Annotated in this window: 23 protein-coding genes; 11 read left to right on the top strand and 12 right to left on the bottom strand. The window is 74.0% G+C overall.

The genetic code is table 11. The features are described 5' to 3' along the window. Positions 1 to 2: 2 nt before the first annotated feature. Genes ACIQWR_RS19515 through ACIQWR_RS19505 form a run of 3 tightly spaced genes read right to left on the bottom strand, consistent with a single transcriptional unit; the run spans position 3 to position 2,745 of the window. Positions 3 to 944 carry a hypothetical protein gene (locus ACIQWR_RS19515; RefSeq protein ID WP_404010804.1) on the bottom strand — a complete coding sequence of 314 codons (942 nt, stop codon included), beginning with the start codon at positions 942 to 944 and terminating at the stop codon, positions 3 to 5. After that, on the bottom strand, positions 941 to 1,198 hold the full coding sequence (locus ACIQWR_RS19510; protein WP_404010802.1) for a hypothetical protein: 258 nt from the start codon (positions 1,196 to 1,198) through the stop codon (positions 941 to 943). Before ACIQWR_RS19510 ends, ACIQWR_RS19515 begins: the two co-directional genes overlap by 4 nt. Continuing rightward, positions 1,195 to 2,745, bottom strand: a complete 1,551-nt coding sequence (locus ACIQWR_RS19505; RefSeq protein WP_404010799.1) for a hypothetical protein — start codon at positions 2,743 to 2,745, stop codon at positions 1,195 to 1,197. Before ACIQWR_RS19505 ends, ACIQWR_RS19510 begins: the two co-directional genes overlap by 4 nt. 87 nt (positions 2,746 to 2,832) lie before the next feature. On the opposite strand from ACIQWR_RS19505, the gene ACIQWR_RS19500 reads away from it, so the two are divergent. Genes ACIQWR_RS19500 through ACIQWR_RS19490 form a run of 3 tightly spaced genes read left to right on the top strand, consistent with a single transcriptional unit; the run spans position 2,833 to position 5,194 of the window. Beyond that, on the top strand, positions 2,833 to 3,636 hold the full coding sequence (locus tag ACIQWR_RS19500; protein WP_404010872.1) for a LamB/YcsF family protein: 804 nt from the start codon (positions 2,833 to 2,835) through the stop codon (positions 3,634 to 3,636). Between the two features lie 59 nt (positions 3,637 to 3,695). Beyond that, positions 3,696 to 4,307: an allophanate hydrolase subunit 1 gene (locus ACIQWR_RS19495; RefSeq protein ID WP_404010869.1), complete on the top strand. Its 612-nt coding sequence runs from the start codon at positions 3,696 to 3,698 to the stop codon at positions 4,305 to 4,307. After that, the gene (locus ACIQWR_RS19490) at positions 4,304 to 5,194 is read left to right on the top strand and encodes a biotin-dependent carboxyltransferase family protein (protein WP_404010797.1); all 891 of its coding nucleotides are present in this window, start codon (positions 4,304 to 4,306) and stop codon (positions 5,192 to 5,194) included. Before ACIQWR_RS19495 ends, ACIQWR_RS19490 begins: the two co-directional genes overlap by 4 nt. 104 nt (positions 5,195 to 5,298) lie before the next feature. On the opposite strand, the gene ACIQWR_RS19485 is transcribed toward ACIQWR_RS19490, so the two are convergent. Together ACIQWR_RS19485 and ACIQWR_RS19480 are read right to left on the bottom strand one after the other, a co-directional pair. Beyond that, entirely contained in the window at positions 5,299 to 6,696 is a 1,398-nt protein-coding gene (locus ACIQWR_RS19485) for a HEAT repeat domain-containing protein (RefSeq protein WP_404010795.1), read from the bottom strand. 304 nt (positions 6,697 to 7,000) lie between these two features. After that, a complete protein-coding gene (locus ACIQWR_RS19480; RefSeq protein ID WP_385788016.1) occupies positions 7,001 to 7,426 on the bottom strand; it encodes an ankyrin repeat domain-containing protein in 426 nt (141 codons plus the stop codon). A gap of 357 nt (positions 7,427 to 7,783) precedes the next feature. Between ACIQWR_RS19480 and ACIQWR_RS19475 the strand changes: the two genes are divergently transcribed. Beyond that, on the top strand, positions 7,784 to 7,978 hold the full coding sequence (locus ACIQWR_RS19475) for a hypothetical protein (protein ID WP_008743136.1): 195 nt from the start codon (positions 7,784 to 7,786) through the stop codon (positions 7,976 to 7,978). A 53-nt stretch (positions 7,979 to 8,031) separates the two neighbouring features. Beyond that, positions 8,032 to 9,645 carry a hypothetical protein gene (locus ACIQWR_RS19470; RefSeq protein ID WP_404010791.1) on the top strand — a complete coding sequence of 538 codons (1,614 nt, stop codon included), beginning with the start codon at positions 8,032 to 8,034 and terminating at the stop codon, positions 9,643 to 9,645. 27 nt (positions 9,646 to 9,672) lie between these two features. Here ACIQWR_RS19470 and ACIQWR_RS19465 read toward each other — a convergent pair whose 3' ends face one another. After that, positions 9,673 to 11,175, bottom strand: coding sequence for a PLP-dependent aminotransferase family protein (locus ACIQWR_RS19465; protein ID WP_404010789.1), 1,503 nt, complete (start codon positions 11,173 to 11,175; stop codon positions 9,673 to 9,675). Positions 11,176 to 11,400: 225 nt separating this feature from the next. Between ACIQWR_RS19465 and ACIQWR_RS19460 the strand changes: the two genes are divergently transcribed. The 4 genes from ACIQWR_RS19460 (at position 11,401) to fxsA (ending at position 15,076) form a co-directional block, all read left to right on the top strand. Continuing rightward, on the top strand, positions 11,401 to 12,171 hold the full coding sequence (locus tag ACIQWR_RS19460) for a glycerophosphodiester phosphodiesterase family protein (RefSeq protein WP_404010786.1): 771 nt from the start codon (positions 11,401 to 11,403) through the stop codon (positions 12,169 to 12,171). Positions 12,172 to 12,238: 67 nt separating this feature from the next. After that, the gene (locus tag ACIQWR_RS19455) at positions 12,239 to 13,636 is read left to right on the top strand and encodes an MFS transporter (protein WP_404010783.1); all 1,398 of its coding nucleotides are present in this window, start codon (positions 12,239 to 12,241) and stop codon (positions 13,634 to 13,636) included. 324 nt (positions 13,637 to 13,960) lie between these two features. After that, positions 13,961 to 14,335, top strand: a complete 375-nt coding sequence (locus ACIQWR_RS19450) for an RNA polymerase-binding protein RbpA (RefSeq protein ID WP_031146696.1) — start codon at positions 13,961 to 13,963, stop codon at positions 14,333 to 14,335. Between the two features lie 159 nt (positions 14,336 to 14,494). Continuing rightward, positions 14,495 to 15,076: an FxsA family membrane protein gene (gene fxsA, locus ACIQWR_RS19445; protein WP_404010780.1), complete on the top strand. Its 582-nt coding sequence runs from the start codon at positions 14,495 to 14,497 to the stop codon at positions 15,074 to 15,076. A 63-nt stretch (positions 15,077 to 15,139) separates the two neighbouring features. Here the strand turns inward: fxsA and ACIQWR_RS19440 are convergent, their stop codons facing one another. From ACIQWR_RS19440 to ACIQWR_RS19430, 3 genes are all read right to left on the bottom strand, one after another. Beyond that, on the bottom strand, positions 15,140 to 15,925 hold the full coding sequence (locus ACIQWR_RS19440) for a polyprenol monophosphomannose synthase (RefSeq protein WP_399262430.1): 786 nt from the start codon (positions 15,923 to 15,925) through the stop codon (positions 15,140 to 15,142). 343 nt (positions 15,926 to 16,268) lie between these two features. Beyond that, the gene (locus ACIQWR_RS19435; RefSeq protein WP_404010777.1) at positions 16,269 to 17,885 is read right to left on the bottom strand and encodes an amidohydrolase; all 1,617 of its coding nucleotides are present in this window, start codon (positions 17,883 to 17,885) and stop codon (positions 16,269 to 16,271) included. 85 nt (positions 17,886 to 17,970) lie between these two features. Further along, positions 17,971 to 18,411 carry an Lrp/AsnC family transcriptional regulator gene (locus tag ACIQWR_RS19430; RefSeq protein ID WP_330334927.1) on the bottom strand — a complete coding sequence of 147 codons (441 nt, stop codon included), beginning with the start codon at positions 18,409 to 18,411 and terminating at the stop codon, positions 17,971 to 17,973. A gap of 211 nt (positions 18,412 to 18,622) precedes the next feature. Between ACIQWR_RS19430 and ACIQWR_RS19425 the strand changes: the two genes are divergently transcribed. Then, entirely contained in the window at positions 18,623 to 19,063 is a 441-nt protein-coding gene (locus tag ACIQWR_RS19425) for a hypothetical protein (protein WP_404010776.1), read from the top strand. A gap of 4 nt (positions 19,064 to 19,067) precedes the next feature. On the opposite strand, the gene ACIQWR_RS19420 is transcribed toward ACIQWR_RS19425, so the two are convergent. Next, positions 19,068 to 20,168, bottom strand: a complete 1,101-nt coding sequence (locus ACIQWR_RS19420; protein ID WP_404010774.1) for a phosphotransferase family protein — start codon at positions 20,166 to 20,168, stop codon at positions 19,068 to 19,070. A gap of 48 nt (positions 20,169 to 20,216) precedes the next feature. After that, the gene (locus tag ACIQWR_RS19415; protein ID WP_404010771.1) at positions 20,217 to 21,350 is read right to left on the bottom strand and encodes a hypothetical protein; all 1,134 of its coding nucleotides are present in this window, start codon (positions 21,348 to 21,350) and stop codon (positions 20,217 to 20,219) included. Positions 21,351 to 21,949: 599 nt separating this feature from the next. Between ACIQWR_RS19415 and ACIQWR_RS19410 the strand changes: the two genes are divergently transcribed. Then, complete coding sequence (locus tag ACIQWR_RS19410) at positions 21,950 to 22,501, top strand: hypothetical protein (protein WP_404010769.1); 552 nt, start codon at positions 21,950 to 21,952, stop codon at positions 22,499 to 22,501. Positions 22,502 to 22,552: 51 nt separating this feature from the next. Here the strand turns inward: ACIQWR_RS19410 and ACIQWR_RS19405 are convergent, their stop codons facing one another. After that, a complete protein-coding gene (locus tag ACIQWR_RS19405) occupies positions 22,553 to 24,622 on the bottom strand; it encodes a PQQ-binding-like beta-propeller repeat protein (protein WP_404010766.1) in 2,070 nt (689 codons plus the stop codon). Positions 24,623 to 24,624: the final 2 nt, after the last annotated feature.

Genomic DNA, 24,624 nt, shown 5'->3' with positions numbered 1-24,624 from the left:
GCTCAGGTGTGGAAGGGGAGGCCCGCGTCGGCGGCGAGTTCGAGGTCGTCGCCCTCGGGGGGCGGCAGCAGGGTGGCGGAGCCGTCGCTGACGGCGACCACGCCGAGTTCGAGCATTTCGGCCATCGCGGCGCTGCCGGCCATGTCGCGGACCTGGAGCTGGTAGCGCGGGGTGGTCCGGTAGGTGCCCCCGGCGTCGTCCCCGGTGCGCTGGAGGAAACCGGAATCGGTGAGGAAGGCGGCGGCCTTGCCGACGATGCCGGTGGTGGAGCCGGCGAGGCGGCGGGCGTCCTTGGTGGCTCCGGTGGCGCTGCGCCGGGCGTAGACCCGCCAGGCGGCCTCCAGGCCGGGGGCGTCGGTGGCCGGGTCGGTGTTCTCGCCCTGCTGCTCGGCGCGCTCCTCCAGGCGGCGGCAGGTCTGGCGGACGAAGGCGTCGACGCCGTTGACCGTGATCCGGCCGATGTAGCCGTCGTCGGCGAGGTCCTCGGGGCGGGGGAAGGCGAGGGCGGCGACGGCGAGGTGGGCCAGGCCGTGCAGGAAGCGGTCCGCGGAGTCGGCGGTGGCGCGGCGGGCGTAGTCGCCCATGCGGACGGCGAAGACGGAGTCCTCGCCCGCGGCGACGGCCATCCCGGCCCGGGTGGAGACCTCCAGGACGACCAGTCCGAGGCCGGTGGCGACGGCGTCGGCGAGCCGCCCGAAGGCGGGGTCCTCGCGGTAGCGGCGCAGCAGCTCGGCGTATTCGGCGTCGCGGGCGGGCAGCAGCTTGGGCTGAAGCCCGAAGGCGACGAGCCGGGCCGCGTCGGCGGCGTCGGCCGGCGTGACGGGGGCGGCGGCCGGCGTGACGGGGGCGGCGGCCTGGGCGTGGGCCGACGCCGGTGCCGACGCCGACGCCGGTGCCGCGTCGGACTCGCTCCACGCGGGGTGCTCGGCGTGGTGGTCGCTCACGGGTACGTCTCCTCGGGGGCGGTGCGGGTGCTGGCGGGGCGGGTGCTCGCGGGGCGGGTGGGGATGGTGTGCGTGGGGACGGTGTGCGTGGGGATGGTGCACGTGGTCGGTCGGGTTCCGGTCCGGGCCCCGACCGACCCGCCGGGCCGGTGGCCGGGCGGGCGGGCCCGCGCGTCCGGAGCCAGAGGTCCGGTGGGCTCGACGACCGCCCCCCGCACCGCCGGTACCGGACGGTGGGCGCGGGGCCGGGTCATGCGGCTTCCGCGCGGGCGGCGGTCATGGCGGCCGCGTCGAGGAGGGCCGTGCCGACGATGAGGTCGGCGCCGCCGAACTCCGGGTCGTCCAGCTCCGTACCGTCGTCCACGGCGAAGAGCATCCGCTCCTCGCCCTGGCGGTACGCCGTGCCGACCGCCGGGCTCGCGGCGTGCACGGCGAGCAGCGCGACCAGGTACGGCAGGTCCGGATCCTGCCGGCGGGCCTCGGCGAGCAGTCCGGACAGGCGGCGCGGGGCGTCGTGCGGCAGGTCCAGCAGGCGCATGGCGCCGGCCAGTTGCTCCTCGCTGAAACGGCTGTCGTCGGGGGTGGCGATCAGGTCCGGCTCGGGCATCTCCACACCGAGGTGCTCGCGCTCGACGGGTGGGGTGAGCAGGATCTCCACGAGGTCGGTGACCCGGACCGAGACGGGGGTGCGCAGTCCGGTCCCGGCGGCGAAGAAGGCGTCGGTGACCCGGCAGGCCCGCGACACCGCGAGCGGCAGCAGCGGGGCCACGAGCTGCCCGTACAGGTCGATGCCGGAGCGCGGCGCGGGGGCGGCGAAGGCCTGGCGGTCCTGTTCGGCGCGGAAGAGCGGGCCCGCGTCGAGCAGGCGGGACTGGAGCTGGGTGTGCCGGCGGATGCAGTCCTTGACGATGTCGACGAGTTCGGCGGCGCGCCGCTTGTTCTCGGGCTCCTCGGCCTCGTCGCGGGCCCTGCGGATGTTGGTGAGGATCGCGTTCTCGTGCCGGTAGCGGTCGGCGACGTGGTCCAGCGCCTCCGCGATCATGTCCGGGACGGCCTGGAGCCAGTCCACGGCGCGCACGTTGCGCCGGGTCGCGTCCAGGGTCCGGCGCAGGGTCTCGGCGTACTGCACGGTGCGGTAGCGGGCCTGCTCGGCGGCGAGTTGGGCGTCGGCGAGGCGCCCCCGGCTGATGAGCACCTCCAGCTTCACCTCGGCGGCGATCTGGGCGCTGGTGACATCGGTGTCGAGGGCGCCGACGAGGACGTTGACGGCCTCGTCGGTGGTGCGCAGGTAGACGGCGCCGCCGTAGCCCGGGACCTCCTCGATGAGCTTGAAGTCGTAGTCCCGGCGGACGTAGACGCCGTCGGGGCCGAAGGTGCCGTAGATCGCGCGGAAGCCGCGGTCGACGCTGCCGACGTTGATCAGGTTCTCCAGGACCCAGCGGGCCACCCGCTCGTGCTCGGTGGCCGGGCGGCCGGGGGCCTGGGCGGCGACGCGGGGCAGCAGCCTGGCCACCATCTGCTCGTGGTCCGCGCCGGTGTCGAAGTCCATGTTGAGCGTGACCAGGTCGATCGCGGCGAGCGCGACCTCGGCCATGGCGTAGCCGCCGTACTCGCCGGCGAGATTGGCCTTGCGCACGTCGAGGTCGTGCAGCGGCGCGGTGCAGGCGAGCGCGCGCAGGCGCCTGGCCAGGCCCTCGTCGGCGGCCGGGCCCGGCGCCGGGGAGGGATGGGTCTTGGCCGGGGCGGGGAAAGTCACGACGGAAAGACTAGGCGCTGACCCGGACAACATCCCAAACGGCATGGTTCGGCCGGATCGTCCGCCGGGCCCGCACCCGCCGGGACCGCGCCCGCCGACCCGTCGCTGTTCTACGCTCGCCGCATGGCATCCATGATCACATCCGCCGGACCCGCGCCGGACGCCGCCGGACCCGTCATCGACCTCAACGCCGATCTGGGCGAGGGGTTCGGCCGCTGGACGCTCACCGACGACGAGGCGCTGCTGTCGGTGGTGACGAGCGCCAACGTGGCCTGCGGCTTCCACGCCGGGGACCCGTCCATCATGCGGCGGGTCTGCGAGCTGGCCGCCGAGCGGGGCGTGCGGATCGGGGCGCAGGTGTCCTACCGCGACCTGGCGGGTTTCGGCCGGCGGGCGATGGAGGTGCCGCCGGCCGAGCTGGCGGCCGAGGTGGCCTACCAGATCGGGGCGCTGGAGGTGTTCGCGCGGGCGGCGGGGTCGCGGGTCTCGTACGTGAAGCCGCACGGCGCCCTCTACAACCGGACGGTGCACGACGCGGCGCAGGCGGCCGCGGTGGTCGAGGGCGTCGGCTTGGCGACGGGTCCCGGCGGCCCGCTGCCGGTGCTCGGACTGCCCGGCTCGCTGCTGCTGGCGGCCGCGGCGGAGGCGGGCCTGGTCGCCGTCCCGGAGGCCTTCGCCGACCGCGCGTACGCCCCGGGCGGGACCCTGGTGCCGCGCGACCGGCCGGGGGCGGTGCTGGCGACCGCCGGGGCGGTCGTGGCGCAGGCCCTGGCGGTGGCGACCGCGGGCACCGTGACGGCCGTGGACGGGACCCCGGTCCCGGTCCCGGCCCGCTCGCTGTGCCTGCACGGCGACACCCCGGGCGCGGCGGCCCTGGCCGCGCGGGTACGAGAAGCCCTGGGCACCGCCGGGATCCGCGTGAAGTCCTTCGCGTGAGCCCGGGCACGGGCTCCGGTACGGGCACGGGCCCCGCCGCCCCCCGCACCCGCACGCACGTGGTGCGGGTGGGGCGGGAGGCGTTGCTCTGCGAGGTGGATTCGGCGGCCGGGGTGGCCGCGCTGCACGCGGAGCTGGTGCGGCGCCGCGACGCGGGCGAGCTGGGCGGCGTGCGGGAGATCGTGCCGGCCGCGCGGACCGTGCTGCTCGACGGGGTGCGGGAGCCCGCCGCGCTCGCCGCCCGGATCGGCGGCTGGCGGGTGCCGGCGCTCGCGCCGGCCGAGGGGCCGCTGGTGCGGGTGCCGGTGCGCTACGACGGGCCGGACCTGGCCGAGGTGGCCGCGCTGTGGGACGTACCGCCCGCGCGGGTGCCGGAGATCGTCGGCGGGACGGAGTTCCGGGTGGCCTTCTGCGGTTTCGCGCCGGGCTTCGGCTACCTCACCGGGCTCCCGGAGCGCTGGTGGCCGCCCCGCCGGGCCAGCCCGCGGACGTCCGTGCCGGCGGGCTCGCTCGCGCTGGCGGGCGAGTACGCGGGGGTGTACCCGCGCTCCTCCCCCGGCGGTTGGCAGCTGATCGGTTCCACCGACGCGGTGCTGTGGGACCCGGCACGCGAACCGGCCGCACTGTTCGCGCCCGGCGTGCGGGTCCGTTTCGTGGCGGCGGCCGCATGACGCGCGCGCAGGGCCGCGGTGGCGGGGACGCGCGCCTCGAAGTGGTGCGGGCCGGGGCGCTGACCACCGTGCAGGACCTCGGCCGGCCCGGGTACGCGCACCTCGGCGTGCCGCGCTCCGGCGCACTGGACGCGCCCGCGCACGCCCTCGCCAACCGCCTGCTGGGCAACCCGGCCGACGCGGCGACCTTGGAGACCACCCTGGACGGGGTCACGCTGCGCGCCCTGGCGCCGGTCACGGTGGCGGTCACGGGCGCGCCCTGTGCCGTACGGGCGGCGGGTCGTCCGGCGGCCTGGAGCGCGCCGGTGCGCCTCGCCGCCGGTGCGGTGCTGGAGGTCGGCCCCGCGCTGGGCGGTGTGCGCAGCTACGTCGCCGTGCGCGGCGGGTTCGCGGTGCCCCCGGTGCTGGGCAGCCGCTCGACGGACCTGTTGTCGGGTCTCGGTCCGCCGGTCCTGGCGGCGGGCACGGCCCTGCCCGTGGGGGCGCCCGCGGGTCCGGTCGTGGGGGCGGACGTACTGCCGCTGCCCGCGCCGCCGGCGGAGCTGGTCCTTCCGGTGCTCCTCGGCCCTCGGCACGACTGGTTCACCGGTGCGTCCGTCGCCGCCCTGGGGAGCGCGCGCTACCGGGTCTCCTCGGCGGGCAACCGGATCGGCCTGCGCACCGAGGGCGGGCCGCCGCTGGTGCGCGCCCGCAGCGGTGAGCTGCCCAGCGAGGGCATGGTCCTGGGTGCGGTGCAGGTGCCGCCGGACGGGCTGCCCGTGGTGTTCCTGGCCGACCACCCGGTCACCGGGGGCTATCCGGTGCTGGGGGTGGTCGCGGCCGCGGCGCTCCACCGCGCCGCCCAGGCGCGGCCGGGGACCCCGGTGCGGTTCGTCACCACGGGGTGACGGGGTCCGGAACGAGGCGGGGCGGGGCGAGGAGGCGCTCGCCCCCGCCCCCGCGTCCTCGGACGCCGCGCGCCGCGTGCCGTGCGGCGCGCGCCGGGTCCCCGCTACACGGCGGACTCCGGTGCGATCCGGTTGCGGACCGCCGACTGCACGTCTTCCTCTTCCGCCGGATCCGCCGCCAGCCGGCGCAGCCGCGGGGCGACCCGGGCGTCGGCGGTCTCGGCGTGGTGGGCGGCCACCTCGCGGGTGGTCTCCTCGCAGTCCCACAGGCACTCGACCGCGAAGCCCGCCGCGAAGGACGGGTCGGTGCTGGCCAGGGCCCGCGCGGCGCGGCCGCGCAGGTGCGAGGAGGCGGTCTCGCGGTAGATGTGGCGCAGTACGGGTGCGGCGCAGCCGATGGCGAGCCGTCCCGCGCCGTCCACCAGGGTGAAGAGCCGTACGGTGTCGGGTCCGGCGCCGCGGACCGTGGAGCGCAGCGCGCCGAGCACCAGGCTCGCGTCCTCGGCGCCGCCACGGGCGGCCAGGAGGGCCGCCGCCGCCGCGCCCAGGGCGTCGGGGCGGTGCACCCAGGCCCGGGCCCGGTCGACGGCGGCGGGGCCGCACATGCGCTCGTAGGCGGCCACGGCGGGTTCGTCGCCGGCGGCCTCGATCAGGTCGAGGACGGCCGGGTTCCCCGGCTCGGCCAGGACGAGGTGGTGCAGCGCGGTGGCGCGGGCGGCCTCGCCGCTGGCACCCGCGGCGGCGGCCAGGATCGCCGACCGGTCCTCCGGGGTGGCGACGGCGGCCAGGCAGCGGGCGGCGGGGACGTGCAGCGGCGTACCGCGCAGCAGCCCGTCCGCGGCCCAGTCGAAGACGGCCTGGACGCCCCAGCCCGGGCGGGGCCCGGACGGGGTGAGCTGCCGCTGCCAGCGGTCGAAGGAGCCCTGCTGGCGGGCGGCGCGCAGCCGCTCGCCGAACTCGGCTCCCCCTTCCCACAGGCTCCACGGACGCGGTTCGTAGGCGTCGCGGACGGCGGCCGCGAGCAGCGCCCCGCCCTCGACCGTGTCGGGGAACCGGGCCATGACGGGCCCGGCCAGGGCGCGCAGCCCGGCGTCGTCGTCGCGCAGCGCGAGTTCGTCGAGGGCCCAGGCCCAGTTCGCACCGGCGGCGGCGTAGCGGCGCAGCAGCATCAGCGCGTCGTCGCGGCCGTACGAGGCCAGGTGGCCGAGGACGGACAGCGCGAGGCCGGTGCGGCCGTCGCCGTCGTCGAGGAGGTCTTCGGCGCTGAAGAGGTGCGCCTCGATCTCGCCGAGCGGACCGCTGAGGTCCAGGTACAGGCGGGCGTAGTACAGGGAGCGGTTCTCGACCTGCCAGTCCTGGCGCGGATCTCGCAGCACGCACTGGTTGAGGGCCGCGAGGGCCTCCGCCCGGGGCGCGGCGAGCGCGTGCAGCGTGCCGTCGCCGCGGCCGCGCTGGAGGAGACCGAGCAGGGTCCCGCTCGGCGCTATGACTGGTTCGAACATGGGAAGGGCCTCAAATCAAGCTGGGGACGCGACCGGGAATCGGGATTCACAGGGCCGCGTAACAGCATGTGAGGACGTTCGCCGTCTTGTTCCGCTCGATGTAGACCATTGCCTTCTCACTCTCTCGGTGCGTCGCGTCCGGCGGCCGGACCGGGCGAGGACCTGTCTTGTCCTGCCCGTTCCTGCCCGTCCGCCTGGTTCGCGAATCGAATCCGTCGCCATGATGACCCAGCCGGTTTGTGCACCGCGACCACATTTAAGGCCGCCGTGATCAACCCGGGACGTACGCCCCCGTAGAAACGGACTACTTGGCTCCGAAGAGTTCGAGCAAGTCGGCCTTCCCGAACATGCGCGCGGTGTCCACCGCGGACGGCGTGCCCGCGTTCGGGTCGGCTCCCCCCGCGAGCAGGGCGCGGATCACCGGCTCCTCGCCCTTGAAGACGGCGCCGGCGAGCGGGGTCTGACCGCGGTCGTTGGCGCGGTCGCCCTCGGCGCCGCGGGCGAGCAGGGCCGTGACGGCCTCGGCGTGGCCGTGGTAGGCGGCGAGCATGACCAGGGTGTCGCCGCGGTCGTTGGTGAGGTTCGCCGGGACGCCCGCGTCGAGGTACGCGGTGAGCGTCTCGGTGTCACCCTGCCGGGCGAGGTCGAAGATCTTGGTGGCCAGCTCGATGACGTCCTCGTCGGGAACCTCGGGGACGTCCTGGTGGCCGTTCTCGGCGTGCTCGCTCATCGGGTCGTACCGCCTCTCATTGGCTGCCTGGCGTGAAGTTTCCCCAGGCCGGGCGGGCAGGGGAACGCACGGCGCTACGTCCGTACGGGTGAATCGACAGAGTACTGCCCGCACCGGGACATGGCGGGGCCGGACCGAGGCAAAGATCCCCCCGCACGAGGGAGCGCGACGGGAGCGGCGGCGGAGCGGGCCCGGACCAGGACCGGAGCAGGACCGGACCCGGTCCGACTGGTCCGGATCAGTGAAAAATTACAGAAATCACCCATCTGCACCTTTTATCGCATTGATACTTGCTGTGAGCCTGGAACAACTGATGGTGACTGTCCCCACCCACCAGGAGAGCTTGGAGAGCTTCTTATGGTCCTGTCCATCTCAGGTGTCGTCCTGCTCGGCATCATCTGCTTCCTCTTCTTCAAGAAGGACGGGATGAAGCTGTCCCATGCGTTCGTCTGTGCGCTGTTCGGCTTCTTCCTCGCCGGATCGGCCATCGCTCCGAGCATCACGGCCAGTACGGCCAGCCTCGCGAGCCTCCTCGGCGGCATCAAGCTCTGACCGGCCCCACCCCCGCCCGTACCAGCAGCACCGAAGAACCACAGGAGACGCCCGTGGCCCGGCGCCCACTTCCCCGCATCCTCATCAGCGGCAACGCCTCGCTGAGCCGGGGTCGCGACCTCGCTCGCACGGCCGCCGACAACGCCACGGACGTGCTCCATCCGCTGCTGACCATCGGGCGGGGCCTACGTGTCCTGGCCACGGCCGGGCGGCGCAGGTGGGCCGCCACCCCCAAGGACCGGCGCGGTCCCGCGCTGTTCCTGGGGGCGGCCTGCGTGCTCGTGGTCGCGCTCGTGCCGTACGGACCGCTGATCGCCCTGGTCACCCTCATGGCGGCGGCCGGCTGGCACGGGCGGGACCGCACCCCGGTGCGGACCGGGCCCGGCGACGCAGAGACCGAGCGCCTGTGCTCCCTCTACGAAGCCCTCGTCCCCTACTTCTCCCTCCCCGAGGACCCAAGCCCGCTCTTCGCCCACGGCGGCGAGTGGGAGAAGGCCTTCAGTGACTTCGACTTCGACGACGCGGGCCGTCTCACCCGGCTGCGCATCCGCTACCCGGCGTACTTCACCGACGGCGAGGCCTCCTCGCGGGCGCGCATCGAGTCCCTGCTGCACGCCAAGTCGGGGCGCGGGCGGGAGTACCTCTTCGCCTGGGACGAAGAGGGCAACCAGCTGGACCTGAGCGTGCTGTCGGCGCTGCCCACGAGCATCGCCGCCCAGCACTTCGTCACCTCGCCCGGTGAGACGGTCCTCGGCTTCACCGACGCGTCCTCGGTGCAGCGCACGCTCCCGGTGGCCGACGGCGAGGAGACCCGCGACGCGCCGCCGGTGATCTGGCGGACCGGCCCCCGCTCCACCGAGCCCCACCTGCTCGCCGTGGGCCAACCCGGCAGCGGCACCTCCACCCTGCTGCGCTCCATCGCCCTGCAGGCCCTCCGGCACGGCGGTGACGTCGTGGTGGTCGAGGGCGGCGGCAGCGGCGAGTACTCCTGCCTCTCGGGGCGCACGGGCGTGCTCGCCGTGGAGAGCGGACCGGCCGGGGCGCTCGCGATCCTGGAGTGGGCCGCCCACGAGACCGAGCGCCGGCTGATCGCCGGGCACCGGGCCCGCGAAGCGGGGCAGCCCGCCCCCGAGGACGTCCGGCGCCCCCTGTGGATCCTGCTGGACCGGCCCAGCGTGCTCGGCCACCTGGCCTCGGCCGAGGGGCGCCCCGATCCGCTGGGCCTGCTCCAGGTCCCGCTGCGGCACGGGCGGGCCGTCCACGTCACGGTGGTGGTGGCCGAGCAGTTCGACCACCTGGAGTTCCTCAGCGACGCGGTGTGGCAGCACACCCGGGCCAGGGCCGTGCTCGGGCCCGCCGCGATCCACCAGATCGCCGAGGTCCTCGGGCTGCCCCCGCACACCACCCCGACCCCGCAGGTCCCGCCCGGCCGCGGCTACGCCCGGCTCGGGTCGGGTCCGGTGCACCGGCTCCAGGTGCCGGCCACCCCGGACCCGTACGACGACGCGGCGCACCCGGTGCACCGCGAGGCCGTGCGCGACCTGCTGCCCGAGCGCGCCCGCACCGTCCTGTCGAAGCCGCTGCGCCCGCACCCGGACCGGACCCCGGCCCAGGGCGCCGCGATCGACGCCTCCGAGATCCCCGAGGTAGCGGCGGACGCACCGTAGTGCCGTGACGCCCCGACGCGTCCGCCGTTACGCGACGAACGTGCGCGGGGGCTCCGCGCCGCCGCCGCCCGCGCCCTTGCCCACCAGCCGGGCCGCGGCGGCCAGGCGGGAGGCGGCTTCGTCGGCCAGCGGGCCGCCGACCGTGAACGGCAGGCGTACGTAGCCCTCGAAGGCCCCGTCGACCCCGAACCGCGGGCCGGAGGGGACGCGCACGCCGACCCGCTCGCCGACCTCAGCCAGCCGGGAGCCGGACAGTCCGCCCGCCCGGGCCCACAGGGTCAGCCCGCCGCCCGGCACCACGAACTCCCAGTCGGGCAGTTCCCGGCGCACGGCCGCGACCAGCGCGTCCCGGTTCTCCCGGGCCTGGGTGCGGCGGATCTCCACCGCCTCCTCCCAGCCCCCGGTCCGCATCAGCCAGTTCACCGCCAGCTGTTCCAGCACCGGGGTGCCCAGGTCCGCGTAGGCGCGGGCGGCAACCAGGCTGCGGATCACGTCCGGGGCGGCCCGGACCCAGCCGATCCGCATGCCCGCCCAGAAGGCCTTGCTGGCCGAGCCGACCGTGACGACCGTGCTGCCCGCGGGGTCGAAGGAGCAGACCGGGCGGGGCAGCTCCAGGTCGGGGTCCAGGCGCAGTTCGGCCATGGTCTCGTCCACGACCAGGACGGTGCCGGCCGAGCGGGCCGCCTCGACCATCTCGCGGCGCTGCTCCTCGGAGGCCAGGGCTCCGGTGGGGTTGTGGAAGTCCGCGACCACGTAGGCGAGGCGGGGCGCGGCGTCGCGCAGCACCTGGCGCCAGGTCGCCATGTCCCAGCCGGCGAGCCCGTCCGCCATCGCGACGGGCACCAGGCGGGCCCCGGCGGCGCGCATGAGCTGGAGGATGTTGGCGTAGGAGGGGGATTCCACCGCGATGCGCTCGCCGCGGCCGGCGAAGAGGCTGCAGATGGCGTCGATCGCGCCCATCGCCCCGGTGGTGACCATGATCTGCTCGGGCATGGTCGGGATGCCGCGCTCGGTGTAGCGGTCGGCGAGCATCCGGCGCAGCGCGGGCAGGCCCGCCGGGTAGTCCCCGTGGGTGTGCGCGTACGGCGGCAGCTCCTCCAGCGCCCCCTGGACGGCCTTGGTCAGCCACGGTTCGGGGGCGGGCAGGGCCGCGCAGCCGAGGTCGATCATGGAACCGAGGGCTTCCGGCGGCAGCGGCTCCAGGCCGCGCGCGGGCAGCGGGTTCCCGGCCGGTACGGAGGTCCAGCTGCCGGCGCCTCGGCGGGACTCCAGGAACCCCTCGGAGCGCAGGGCCTCGTAGGCGGCGGCGACGGTGGTGCGGCTGAGCGAGAGGGCGACGGCCAGCTCGCGCTCGGCGGGCAGCCGGGCCGCGACGGGCACCCGGCCCTCCAGGACCAGCAGCCTGACCCCGTCGGCGAGCGCGCGGTAGGCCGGCGGCTTGCGCGCGCCCGCCACCGCGGGCTGCGGCTGCTGCGAGGTGATCAGCCGGGCGAGCTGTGCGGCACCGACGGCCGAGGTCCACTGAGCCATGCTGTCCGGTCCACCTTCGAAGGATTGGCCCCGGAGCGGAGGTGCCGCGGCCGGGATTGGCTTGGTCCTGCGGCCTCAGGGTGTCACGCCGGGCTCCACTTGGGCCAGAGGCGTCCAGAGGGGGCCACAGGGGTCCAGAGGGGCTGACAGTGGTGCACAGGGGCTCCAGGGCGCCGCGCCCGGCCGCCCGCGGCGGAGCCGGCCCGGCCGGTGCATACTGCGGCCGTGACGCACGTACGCCTTCGGCACCCTTATCTGGACCACCCGACTCCGCTTCCCTTCGCGCACCGTGGCGGGGCCGCGGACGGGCTGGAGAACACCGCCACCGCCTTCCGGCGGGCCGCCGCCGCGGGCTACCGGTACTTCGAGACCGACGTCCACGCGACCGCCGACGGACGCCTGGTCGCCTTCCACGACGCCACCTTGGACCGGGTGACCGATGCGCGGGGGCGGATCGGCGAGCTCCCCTGGAGCGCGGTGGGCGCGGCCCGCGTGGCCGGGAGCGAGCCGCTGCCCCTCTTCGAGGAGCTGCTGGAGGAGTTCCCGCACGCCCGCTGGAACGTGGACGTCAAGGCCGAGCCCGCGCTCTTCCCGCTGCTCGACCTGATCGCGCGGACCGGGGCCTGGGACCGGGTGTGCGTCGGTTCGTTCTCGGAGGGACGGGTGGCCCGGGCGCAGCGGATCGCCGGGCCCCGGCTGGCCACCTCGTACGGGGTGCGGGGCGTGCTGGGGCTGCGGCTGCGCTCGTTCGCGATCCCGGCGGCGCTGCGTGTGGGGGCGGTGGCGGCGCAGGTTCCGGAGGTCCAGTCGGGCATCCGCGTGGTCGACCGGCGCTTCGTGGAGACGGCGCACGCACGGGGCCTCCAGGTGCACGTGTGGACCGTGAACGAATCGGAACGTATGGAATCGCTGCTGGACCTGGGTGTCGATGGCATCATGACCGACCGGATCGACATCTTGCGCACGGTGCTGGAGCGCCGCGGGGCCTGGGCCTGACCGGCCCGCACGGCCGCCGCGCGGGGCGCGGCGGGCCGTGCGGTACGGGGACCAGCGAGGGGCACGGATGAGCACGCGGACCACGGCGGAAACGGAACCCGGTGCGGGGGACGACGGCAACGGGGGCGGGGCGGCCGACGGCGGGAAGGCCGCCGCGGCGGCCCGCAAGCGCGAGCAGCACGGCTGGTACTTCTACGACTTCGCCTGCTCGGTGTACTCGACGAGCGTGCTCACGGTGTTCCTCGGGCCGTACCTGACGGCGGTGGCCAAGGCCGCCGCGGACGCTCAGGGCTACGTCCACCCGCTGGGCATACCGGTGCGGGCCGGGTCGTTCTTCGCGTACGCGGTGTCGGCATCGGTGATCGTGGCCGTGCTGATCATGCCGCTGGTGGGCGCGGTCGCGGACCGCGGCGGCCGCAAGAAGCCGCTGCTCGCGGCGGCGGCGTACACGGGGGCGGCGGCCACGACCGGAATGTTCTTCCTGGGCGGTGACCACTACCTGCTGGGCGGGTTGCTGCTGATCGTCGCGAACGCCTCCCTGGCGGTCTCGATGGTGCTGTACAACGCCTACCTGCCGCAGATCGCGGGGCCGGACGAGCGGGACACCGTCTCATCGCGGGGCTGGGCCTTCGGCTACACCTCGGGCGCCTTCGTCCTGGTGCTGAACCTGGTGCTGTTCCAGGGCCACGATTCCTTCGGCCTCTCCGAGGGCGCGGCCGTGCGCATCTGCCTGGCCTCGGCCGGTCTGTGGTGGGGGGCCTTCGCGATCATCCCGCTGCGCCGGTTGCGGGACCGGACGGTGGTCCGGGAGGCGGGCCCGGCCGTCAGCGGGTGGAAGCAGCTGATCGCGACGCTCAAGGACATGCGCCGCTATCCGCTGACCCTGTCGTTCCTGCTCGCGTACCTGATCTACAACGACGGCGTGCAGACGGTGATCTCGCAGGCGTCGATCTACGGCTCGGAGGAGCTGGAGCTGGAGCAGTCCACGCTGATCGTGGCGGTGCTGCTGGTCCAGGTGCTCGCGGTGGCGGGCGCACTGGGGATGGGCCGTCTGGCCCGTACGTACGGCGCCAAGCGGACGATCCTCGGTTCGCTGGCCGCGTGGGGGCTGACGCTGGCCGCCGGGTACTTCCTCCCGGCCCGCACCCCGGTGTGGTTCTTCGCACTCGCGTCCATGATCGGGCTGGTCCTGGGCGGCAGCCAGGCGCTCTCGCGCTCGCTCTTCTCGCACCTCGTCCCGGCGGGCAAGGAGGCCGAGTACTTCTCCGCGTACGAGATGAGCGACCGCGGCCTGAGCTGGGTCGGCCCCCTGGTCTTCGGCCTGACGTACCAGGTCACGGGCAGCTACCGGGACGCGATCATCTCGCTGGTGGTCTTCTTCGCACTGGGATTCGTGCTCCTCGCGAGGGTGCCGGTGCGGCGCGCGGTGGAAGCGGCGGGGAATCCTGTTCCGGAGAGGATCTGAGCACCGCCGGGCGGCGGTCGAAATGGGGCACGTCGGCCGATCTGGCGAACGAGTTCCGAACAAATTTAGACGTTGAAGCGAAGGGCCGGTAGTGTACGCCTTTGGCCTGCCAGGCGGACCGTTACTGCGTAGTCAATAAATGAAGACGCTGGGTGACATCTGCTGCCAGATGTGACAAAACGGGCATTGGTGGGTACAACAAGGGGCGGTACGACGGGCGACGCATGACCCGGAGCGGGAATCAATACCGCCGACCGGACGTTGACCGGATGACGACGACAGCGACACCTGTCCTGTGGGCGACAAGCCCGGGAGGCACGATTCATGAGTGAGCGAGCTCTCCGCGGTACGCGCCTCGTGGTTACCAGCTACGAGACGGACCGCGGCATCGATCTGGCCCCGCGCCAGGCGGTGGAGTACGCATGCCAGAACGGACATCGATTTGAGATGCCGTTCTCGGTTGAGGCCGATATTCCGCCGGAGTGGGAGTGCAAGGCGTGCGGCGCCATGGCACTTCTGGTGGACGGCGACGGGCCCGAAGAGAAGAAGGGCAAGCCTGCGCGAACGCACTGGGACATGCTCATGGAGCGACGCACCCGCGAGGAGCTGGAGGAAGTGCTGGCCGAGAGGCTGGCGGTCCTTCGTTCCGGCGCCATGAACATTGCCGTGCATCCGCGGGACAGCCGCAAGTCCGCCTGACACCCGGACACCGATAAGCCGAGGGCCCCCGCCACATTCCGTGTGGCGGGGGCCCTCGGCTTGCTCCGTTCCGGTCCCCCGGGGGCCGGACGTCCCCTAGGGGATGTCCGGTACCTCCGATTGAGGTCGCTTTTACGCGGCCCCGGGCACACTGGATGTATGACGACCGGCGTTCCCACCTCGACGGCCCCCCGGCGGCGCTCGCCCGCCCGTACCTTCGTTCCCCTGGCGGTAGTCGCCTGGTTCATCCTGGAGATCTGGCTGCTCGGCCGGCTCGCGGCCCTGGGCGGCGGATTCGCCGTGACCGTGGTGCTCGCGGTCGGTCTGGTGCTCGGCGTGGTGGTCATCAAGCGGGCCGGGCGGCGCGCCTTCAAGAACCTCGCGCAGACCTTCCAGCAGGCCCAGACGGGTCAGCGGCCGACCCCGCAGCAGCCCGGCTCGGGCAACGGACTGGTCATGCTCGGCGGTCTGCTGCTCATCGTGCCCGGCCTGCTCTCCGACCTGGCCGGCCTGTTCCTGCTGCTGCCGCCCGTGCGCGCGTGGCTCGCCCGTCGCGTGACCGGCTCGCTGGAGCGCAAGATGGCCGCGGCGCCCGCCGGTTCCTTCGGCGACGCCTTCCAGCAGGCCCGGATCCACCAGCCCGACGGGATGGTCGTGCGGGGCGAGGTGATCCGCGAGGACGCGGCGCCGCGCCACGGGTCCGGCCCGGACACCGGGTACCGCCCGCCGCTGGCTCCCTGAGCTCCGTACGTACGCGCCCGGCCCCGGCAGCGGAACACCGCCGCCGGGGCCGGGCGCACCGCGTTAGGACCTGCCGGAGCCACCCGCCGGGCGGCGGGGGCCCAGCTTCGCGGCGCGGGCGGCGACGCCCCACTGCGTGACCCGCCACAGGGCCTCGACCACGATGTCGCGGCTCATCTTGCTGTCGCCGAACTCGCGCTCGACGAAGGTGATGGGCACCTCCACCACGTGGAAGCCGGCGCCGACGCTCCGGCGCGCCAGGTCCACCTGGAAGCAGTACCCGGCCGAGGCGACCTGCTCCAGGCCCAGCCCCTCCAGCGTCTCCCGGCGGAAGGCGCGGTAGCCGCCGGTGACGTCGCGGATCGGCACGTCCAGCATCAGCCGGGAGTACGTCGAACCGCCCCGCGAGAGCAGCACCCGGTGCCGGGGCCAGTTGACCACCCGGCCGCCGGGCACCCAGCGCGAACCGAGCACCAGGTCGGCCCCCTTGAGGGCGGTGAGCAGCCGGGGCAGTTCCTCGGGCTGGTGGGAGCCGTCGGCGTCCATCTCGACCAGGACGCCGTAGTCGCGCTCCAGGCCCCAGGCGAAGCCCGCCAGGTAAGCGGCGCCCAGGCCCTCCTTGCCCTTGCGGTGCAGGACGTGCACCTGCTCGTCGACCGCGGCCAGCTCGTCGGCGAGCTTGCCGGTGCCGTCGGGGCTGTTGTCGTCCGCCACCAGGACGTGCGCACGGGGAACCGCCGCGCGTACGCGGGCGACGATCGGGCCGATGTTCTCCGCCTCGTTGTAGGTCGGAATGATCACCAGCACCGTGCCGAGCGGGCCGTAGCGCCGCTCACCGCCGTCACTCACAGATTCCCCTTTTCGCTGCTCCCCGTCCCGTCACTGCGCACCGATTTTAGAACAGCGGGGACGGTGCGGCGGAGAATCGGGGCCCGGGGTCCTTCGGGCCGGCCGGGCTCCCGCTGGCTGCGGGCCGCCGTGACCGTTGTCTACTGGACTCCGGGCCCCGATCGGGGCCACCCGCCCCGAGCTCCGACGGAGCAGGGAGGGACCCCCGTCCGGCGAAACCTTCCCTCGCCCCCGAGGCGCGGGCGCGCTGAGCAGACGGATCCGTCCGGCACGGGCGTCCTGTGGTGGACCGGGCCGAACCTATCCGGGTCCGGGGGCCGCTGCCGAACCGAGGCCGGACGGATCACCCCTGTGGGCGTACGAATGCCTCCCGGCCGCCGACCACGGTGGCCAGGCACACGGGCAGCGCGGCCCCGGGGGTCAGGACCGGCAGGCCGGGCGTGCCCGAGCGCGGGTCGGTGGACCAGCGCGCGACCCGGTCGTCGGGGGCCTGCACCACCAGCTCGTCGGTCCGCCACAGGGCGTAGTCCGCCGGGGCGCCCGGCACCAGCACCCCCGCGTCGTCGCGGCCCAGGGCGCGCCAGCCGCCCCGGGTGTGCGCGGTGAAGGCGGCCCGTACGGAGATCCGGTGCTCCGGGGTCCGGTGGAAGGCGGCCGCGCGGACGGTGCCCCAGGGATCGAGCGGGGTGACCGGGGCGTCGGATCCGAAGGCGAGCAGAACGCCCGCCTTGAGCATCGCGGCGAAGGGGTTCAGGGTGCGGGCGCGCTCGGCGCCCAGCCGGTCGACGTACATCCCCTCCGCGCCGCCCCAGGCGGCGTCGAAGGCGGGCTGGACGGAGGCGGTCAGGCCGAGCTCGGCGAAGGCGGCGATGGTGTCCGGGGTCATCATCTCGGCGTGCTCGACGCGGTGCCGGGCGGCGCGCACGCGGTCGAGGCCGAGCTTGTCCGCCGCGGCGCGGACGCCCTCCACGACGGCGGTGAGCGCGGCGTCCCCGATGGCGTGGAAGCCGGCCTGGAGGCCCGCCTCGGTGCAGGCGGCCACGTGGGCGCCCACCTCGGCGGCGTCGAGGTAGCCGGCGCCCGTGTGGGCGGCGTCCGCGTAGGGGGCGTGCAGGCAGGCGGTGTGCGAGCCGAGGGCACCGTCGACGAAGAGGTCGCCGGCGGCGCCGACCGCTCCGAGTTCCCGGGCCAGTGCGAGGTCGCGGTCGGCCCAGTAGCCGAAGACCCGGGGGCCGGGCCGCTCGCGCGCCAGGTTCATCAGGTCGTGGAAGTCCTCGGCCGAGGAGATGTCGGGGCCGCCGCACTCGTGGACGGATCCGATGCCGAGCGAGGCCGCGTGGTCGAGGGCGGCGCGCTGGGCCTCGGCGCGCTGGGCGGGCGTGACGGCGGCGAGCGCGGCCGCCCGGACGGCGTGGTGGTCCCCGCGGGTCAGCGGCTCGTCGGAGCCGGCGGGCAGCCGCACGGCCGGGACGAGGTCGAGCAGGGCGGTGGTGACCACGGCCGAGTGCACGTCGACCCGGCTGAGGTAGAGCGGGCGGCCGCCGCTCGCCTCGTCCAGCTCGGAGCGGAGCGGCGCGCGCCGCTCGGGCCAGCGGGCCGCGTCCCAACCGTGCCCGAGGAGCACCCGGTCGGCGGGCCGCCGCGCGGCGTACGCCCGTACGAGCGCCAGCGCGTCCGCCAGCGTGCGGGCGCCGGTGAGGTCCAGGCCGGTCAGGGCGAGGCCGGTGGCCGTGACGTGCACGTGGGCGTCGGTGAAGGCGGGGGTGACCAGCGCGCCGTCCAGGTCGACGACCTCGTCGACACCCTGGGCGAAGGCGTCGGCGGCACCCTCGGAGCCCACCCAGGCGATGTGGCCGCGCTCGACGACCATCGCGGTGGCGAAGGGGTCGGCGGGGCTGTGCACTTCGCCCCGGCGGAGCAGGACGGTGGGCAGGTCGGAAGCGGCGGCGCGGTCGGTCATGGGAACAGTCTCGCCGGTCCGTGCGCGCGGCCCGACCAGGGGCCCGCCGGGGCGGACCCCGACGGACCGTCACGGGCCCCGGCGGTCAGACCCTGGGCGGCCTGGCTTCGTACGGGGTCGACAGCACCACGGTGGTGCGGGTCGAGACGTGGGCCAGGGCGCGGACGCGGCCCAGCAGGTCCTCCAGCTCCAGCGGGGTCGCCACCCGGACCTTCAGGATGTAGTTCTCGTCGCCCGCCACGCTGTGACAGGCCTCGATCTCGGGCACCCCGGCCAGTCGGTCCGCGATGTCGTCGGGGGCGCTCGGGTCGAACGGCTTCGCCGAGATGAAGGCGGTCAGGGGCAGCCCGACGGCCTCCGGGTCGACGACGGCCGCGTAGCCGCGGATCACCCCGCGCTGCTCCAGCCGGCGTACCCGCTGGTGCACCGCGGACGTGGACAACCCCGTCGCCTTGCCCAGGTCGGTGTAGCTCATCCGCCCGTCCCGCACGAGCAGATCCACGATCTGGCGGTCCAGCTCCTCCATTGCACTCATAGCCGCCCAACCTATTGCCCCGGGGCGCTCCAGGCCCAGTGGTGTCCACGGACAAGTGGCACCTGCGGCGGGCATGTGACCAAGGCCACAGAGGTATGCAGGCGTACGCGGGGTGGTTGTGGTTACTCGTGCCGCGCGACGGGAAGTGCTTGCTGTGGCCGTGGCCGAACGTCTCGCCCGGCCCACCCAAGGGGGAACAACCATGCAGAACACCAAGCGCGCGGGTCGCACCGCACCGGCACCGCACGAACGGGCCGAACCTCTCGACGGCGAGTACGGCGACTTCGACCAGGACGCCGACTACGCGGACTTCGCGGAGGGCGCCCTGGCCTTCGACGTCCACCACGCCGTCTGCCCCGACTGCGGGCAGTCGATCGCGCTGGTCGCGGACGAGGAGTTCCTGCCGGAGCACGGGCTCTGCCTGAGCCCCTGGAACCCCTTCGGCATGACCGTGTGCGCGGGCACGGGCCGGCCCGCCGCCGACGCGCAGGCGGGCGCCGGGACCGGCGGCGGTGCCGGTGACCGGGGGCTCGACCCGGTCGTGGTCCTCACGCTCCCCCAGGGCCTCGACTGGCGGACGCAGCCCTTCTCGCACGTCGGCGGTCCGGGCTCGCGTCCTGTCCAGCACGTCCAGGCGGCCTGACCGGTCAGTCCCGGTTCCAGTAGGTTCCCTGCACCATGGCGGCGATGCTGGCGTGGTGCAGGATCAGGCCGTCCGGGTCCGCCGGGATCTCCACCTCGCCGAAGTGGGCCTGGCGGTAGGCGATCCGCAGCATCACGATGCCGTGCCGCAGGGCCGCGTACAGCGTGTGGAAGTCCATGTCCCGCGGGGTGTGTCCGGTCAGCTCCGCGTAGCGGCGCTCCAGGTCGTCCCGGCGCAGGAAGTCCGGTAGGCCGGGCTGTCCGAAGCCGACGGTGAGGTCCTGGAAGAAGCGGTGCAGGTAGACCGTCCACCCGAGGTCGACCTCGCGGGGGGCGTACGCCGCCATCTCCCAGTCCAGCACCGCGACCGGCCGGAAACCGTCGTAGATGACGTTGCCGATCCGGGCGTCGCCCCAGTTCAGGACGGCGGGCCCCTCGTCGGCGGGCCAGATCTCCTCCAGCCGGTCGAAGGCCCGCTCCAGCAGCGGCGAGCGGGCCAGGCCACCCACCACCCACGCGTAGTAGGCGCGTTGGGCGTCGACGTGCCGGCGCAGCGGGCTGCCCGTGCCCTCGGGGAGCAGGAACTCGGCCCGCTCGGCGGGGAACTGGTCGTGCAGCCGGGCGAGCAGGGAGATGCTCGCCTCCTGGAGCCCCGCCCGCTCGGCGTCGCTCGCCGCGTGCAGCCAGTTGCCCTCGTAGGTGTAGGGCATGACGTCGGGCGGCACCCGGCCCTCGGCGCGGGCCATCACGAAGAACGGCGCGCCGAGCGGTCCCGGGTCCGCCTCCAGCCACTGCACGCGCGGCACGGGCAGGTCGGTGTGCTCGGCGACCAGGCTCATCACCCGGTGCTGGCGGGGCATGTCGTAGGTGGGGAAGACCGTGTAGGCCGCCGGGTCCGCGGCCAGGCGCAGCGCGCACTCCTTGACCGGGGTGTCGGGGTGCTCGATGTCGAAGAGCAGGGTCTCGCTGGACATGCCGTTGGAGCCGGGGACGCGGATGTTGGTGACCTCCGCGCCGGGGAGGTCGGTGCCGAGCCAGGCCGCGAGGCGACGGCCGAGCTCCTCGGGTTCGCGGGTGGAGGTGCGGGGACGTGGTGCCGTGGCCATGGCCACCCCTTTCCTGATTCCTGCGGGGGTTCGCTCGAAGGGGGCTCGTTACGGGGCGACGGATCCGTAGTCGGTGAAGCCGCTCGGGTCGTGGCGGCCGAAGCTGCCGTGTTCGAAGATGCCGAATCCGGTCCGCCCGTCGAGGGTGAAGCGGGCGGAGTGGTCGGTGACGCCGTAGGCGGCCATGGGGTGGGCCGCGGGGTCGGAGAGGTCGTAGACGCGCCGGTCGGTCCAGCCGCGGCCCTGCCAGCTGCCGTGCTGCCAGTCGGCGGCGGGCGGGTAACCGGCGCCGACGGCGAGCGGCGAGGAGTTCAGGATCTCCACGCCGAGTTCGAGGGGTTTGCGCGCCGGATCGGTGAGGTGGATGACGGCGCTCTCGGGGTGCCTGCTGCCGGACCGGTAGCGGATGTCGGCCTGGGGCCAACCGAGTTGTACGTCGCCCCGCCCGGCGGCGTCGGGGAAGACCTGCACGGCTTCGTTCAGGGCGCGGTGGCCGTCGGCGTCCTCCTGGACGATGACCATCAGGAAGCGGTCCTCGAAGCGGACGGGGACCCAGAGCCAGTGGAAGCCTTCGGTGCGGTGCTCCTCGGCCGCGCGGCCGCCCTCCTCGCCGGGGATCGGCCGCACGCCCCAACTGCGGTCCCGGGTGCCGGTCCACTCGCCTTCGGCGAGGTGGATCTCCTCGCCCTTGGCCCGGATGGTGCCGGTGACCCCGCCCGCTTGCACGAAGCGGCGGCCCTCCAGCATCAGCCGGTCGCCGCGCCGCTGGACGTGGTGCGGCTCCCAGACGGCGGGGAAGGCCGCGGTCCAGGTGATGTCGTACGAGAGCCCGTCCGGGTCGTCGGGGTCCGCGGCGCAGTGCAGGCCCAGGGTGCGCAGCGGGACGTCCACGGTGATGCGCAGCGGGCCGACGGACAGGTTCATCCGGTCGTCGGTGAGGGCGTCGGAGGCGCGGACGGCGAGGAGCTCGTCACCGAGGCGCAAGGTGGCGTAGGCGTCGATGACCCCGGTGTTGGGGTAGACGCCGAGGCCGAGGATGAGGACGGCCCGTCCCGCGTGGTCGAAGACGTGGAAGATGCAGCGGTCGTAGGCGTTGCGGTCGCCGGTGGCGACGTACTTCATGGACAACGGGGCCTGGTGGATGGGGTATTCGTCAAGGGCGATGGGTCGGTCCGCGGACATGGCAAACCTCCTGGGCGCGGGTCGGCTCGGCGGATATGACGGTACGTCAGAAACCTTGCCCGGGGCCAGAGTCGTGTCACTCGCTGACAGATCGGAGCCCGGGCGGCGCGGCGCGCCGCCCGGACCAGGGGACGTCTCGAACGGATACCCGCACGGCGGGGGCGATTACCCCGTGCGCGCGCGTCGCGTTGGCCGGGCATGAACACGCTTGAGGCTTCCACGGGACGGCGGCGACGACCGACGCCCCCCGGTTACGAAGAATCGGTTCATCGCCCGGCGGACCCGCCCATCTACCGGGCGATGTTGGCCCGCTGGGCGGACGACGGACGCACCCTGCCGGGCCGCCGCGACCCGGAGTGGTCCCGGATCGCCTCCGCCCCGGTCTGGCCGGGCGGCCCGCTGTACGGCGGCTAGGGGGTGCCCGCCGCACCTCCCACCTCCCCGCACCCCCCATGACCGACCGGTCCCCAGCGCACGGACCGTGCGGCAGTGGGTAAGGACCCTGGCGGGGCGACCGGGCATGGGCCACCATCGGCCTGGTCGCCGGAGCGCAGGGAGCGGGGGGAACGCGAGTGACGGAAACGAGGCCGTCCTGGCCGGTGTTCGCGAGCCTGGGGGTCGCGGCTCTGGGGACCGTCGTCGGGCTATTGGCCTGGCTGTTCCCCGTGGTCGGCGGGGTGAAGGCCGAGGGAGGACGCGCGAGCGAATCGACCGCGGCCGGAACAGGCGGCGGGACACGTTCCGAGGGGACCGCCCGGCCTGCCGAGTCGAAGACACCGACGATGCCCGGGGAGAGGACTTCCCCACCGCCGACACCGATCTCCCCGGCGCTCAGCGGCCTGCTCCCCGCCGACTGGGCGGGGACGTGGCGCGGTTCCACCCGTAACGACGATGAGCTGATCATCGTGAGTCTGAGGACGGGGAAGGAAGGCCAGGTGGTCGGCACGATCGATTGGCCCCTGACGTCGTGCAAAGGAGAGCTGACCCTGATGGCCGTCATGACGGAGAAGGTGGTCATGTACGAGGTCATGACCGAGAATCCCCGGCAGAGATGCCGCACCGGGTTGCAGATCGACTTCACGCTGAAGGGGACCACGCTGGTCCTCAACGGTGCGGAGTGGGGCAAGGAAGCCACGCTGCGGCGTGCGTGAACGGCCCGGGTGCATGGACCCGCAGGGGTGTCCGACGGACGGCATTCGCGATCAGGTGAGCTCTTCGCCCGTCGCGGCGTCGAGGGCGTGGAGGCTCCGGTCGCCGCCGCCCCCGACGTACACCACTCCGTTGACCACGACCGGTGATGAGAACCCCGTCTCGTCACCACCGCTGAAGGTCCACTTCTTGGTTCCGGTGGCGGCGTCCATCGCATGGAACTCACTGCCGCCGCCACCGAAGACCATGCCATTGGCCACAGCGGGGGTGAATTCGGAGGCCATCCGGTATCCGACCGAAGCGGTCCACTTCACCTCGCCGGTCGCGGTGCTCATCGCGTAGAGATTGCCGTTCTGGCCGTACGCGTACGCCACCCCTTCGGCCACGGCGGCCGAGGAGAACAACACGCCGTCACCGATGGGGACTTCCCACTTCTTGATGCCACTGGCGGCGTCGATCGCGTGGAAGCGGCCTTCGCCATCGCCTACGTACACCACGCCGTCCGCCACGGCCACGGACGCGTCGATCTGCTGCCACTCGTCGGTCCGGTAGATCCACTTCCGGGTACCGGTGGCGGCGTGGATCGCGTGCACACCCGTACCGGGCATGCCTCCCGTGATGAACACGACGCCATCGGCGACGGCCGGAGAGGTCGGGTCCAGGCTGCCACTGACCGCGTAGGTCCACTTCTTGGCTCCGCTGACGGCATCGACCGCGTGGAGGCTCTTGTCCCTGCTTCCGACGTACACCACGCCGTTCACCACGGCCGGCCTCGAAGCGAAGATCGCACCACCCGTGCCGTACGTCCACTGCACCGTTCCGGTGGCGGCATCGGTCACGTAGAGGCGGCCGTCACTGTTGCCCGTGTACACCCTGCCGGCTGCCGAGGTGGCCCCGGCCATGGAGCCGCCGCCGAGGGGGGACGCCCACGTGCGGCCACCGTTGACGGCGTCGACTGCTTGGAGGGTGCCGTTGCCGTCACAGACGTACACGACCCCGTCGCCGACCGCCGGCGTTCCGTACACCGCGCCGCGCGCGCGGTAGGGCCATCGTTGCGGAGTCCTCGAATCCAGAGCCTCGATCCCGATCCAGGTGCCGGCCCCGACGGCGACGACGGCGCCCGCGGCGATCCGGAAGAACCGTCGCCGGCTCGCGTTCTGGTCGTGGGGAGGACCGTCCGGGGGATCCGGGGCCTCCGGGGGGCGCCGGGCGTCGAGCGTTCGTAGGCGCTGATGGACCTCGCGGGCGGTCGCGGGACGGTCCCGGGGGGCTTTGGCCAGGAGGTCCAGGACGAGATCGTCGAGCGCCGCCGGCACGCCCTCTCGCGATGCACCGGGCCGGGCGGGGGCCTTGCCCAGGTGGGCGTTCATCATGGCGACCGGCCCGCTCGCCTGGAACGGCACCTGACCGGTGAGCAGTTCGTTGAGGACGCAGCCGAGCGAGTACAGGTCGGAGCGGGCGTCCCCGGGCTGCTCCTGGAATCGTTCGGGCGGCATGTAGGCGAGGGTGCCCATGACCCGGCTGGACCGGCCCGTCGTCTCGATGAAACGGGCGATGCCGAAGTCCAGGACGACGAGTCGGCCATCGACCGTCAGCATGAGGTTGGCCGGCTTCAGGTCCCGGTGTGCGACTCCTGCTTCGTGGGCCGCCGCCAGTGCCTCGGCGACCTGGGCGACCCAGTCCACCGCCACCGCCACCGGAGGGACGCCGTCTTCCATGAGCACCGTGCCCAGATCCCGGCCGTGGAGCAACTCCATGACCAGGAAGAGCGATCCGTCCGCCGCGTCCTGGCCCAGGTCGTGGACCGTCACCACCCCCGGATGATGCAGCGCACCGGCCGTGCGGGCCTCCCGGAAGAACAGGTCGATCCCCGCCCGGTCGCTTCGTCGGTGCGGCAGCAGCTTGACGGCCACGGAGCGTTCGATCACGTGGTCCCGGGCTTCCCAGACCTCCCCCATCCCGCCGCGTCCGACGAACCGCACCAGCTCGTACCGACCGGCCAGTACCCGTTCCCCCGCCAACTGCCCTCCCCTCGACGGGCGGCCCGCGCGCTCGGGCCGCGCACCAGCGGCGGCCCGCGCCTGTGCGGTGTCCACGATGCCACCACCGACTGTTCGGTACATGC

The sequence above is a fragment of the Streptomyces sp. NPDC098789 genome, from assembly GCF_044759975.1.
Classification (GTDB): Bacteria; Actinomycetota; Actinomycetes; order Streptomycetales; family Streptomycetaceae; genus Streptomyces.
The sequence above is the reverse complement of the archived record's forward strand: the minus strand, read 5'-3'. Positions and strand labels throughout refer to the sequence as shown.